Consider the following 525-nt stretch of genomic DNA (forward strand, 5'->3'; position numbering starts at 1 on the left):
ATGACGCGTATTAAATCCCATAATCCAGGAGACCGCCTAAACTCTTTAAAAAAATCAGATCGACTTCGCCTGGTTGACGCAAATTTATCGACGGTGGCTTCGGTCGACCACTTGGTAACGCCTAAGTTAATTACGGCCGGGGATAGGTATTCAGATATAGATCCCTTTGAGCAAAATTGGACTATAGACAAGGACTGATTAGATGCCGCTTTGGCAATTCTCAAATAGGATGAGACTATATCTTCACTGTATTGAATGTAGAACTCCAAAGCGGATTTCAGACTAGTGAGTACGGCATTGATGGGGACAGATGCGAATCGCCCACTGGTACCTATCGCGAAGTGTTCAAGGATGTAATGATAGCTCATGGGTTTTAGAACAGTTATCGGTGCGCATTTTGTGTGTGCTGCTAACCTGTTAAGTGTGAAGCAGCCCTCCGCAAAATCCTTAACTCGCCTGGCATCCATAGCTGAGTGCTTAGTCCGTATTGGCGCTCTTGAAAGTTCTACATTCAATACAGTGAAG

At 44.6% G+C, this 525-nt stretch carries 1 protein-coding gene; it reads left to right on the top strand.

What is annotated here, in order from left to right; translation table 11 throughout:
- Positions 1 to 198, top strand: a 198-nt coding sequence (locus FAS41_RS31130; protein ID WP_218939160.1) for a hypothetical protein, incomplete at its 5' end; no start/stop codon positions are given.
- Positions 199 to 525: the final 327 nt, after the last annotated feature.

The sequence above is a fragment of the Pseudomonas nicosulfuronedens genome (genome assembly GCF_005877905.1).
GTDB lineage: Bacteria > Pseudomonadota > Gammaproteobacteria > Pseudomonadales > Pseudomonadaceae > Pseudomonas > Pseudomonas nicosulfuronedens.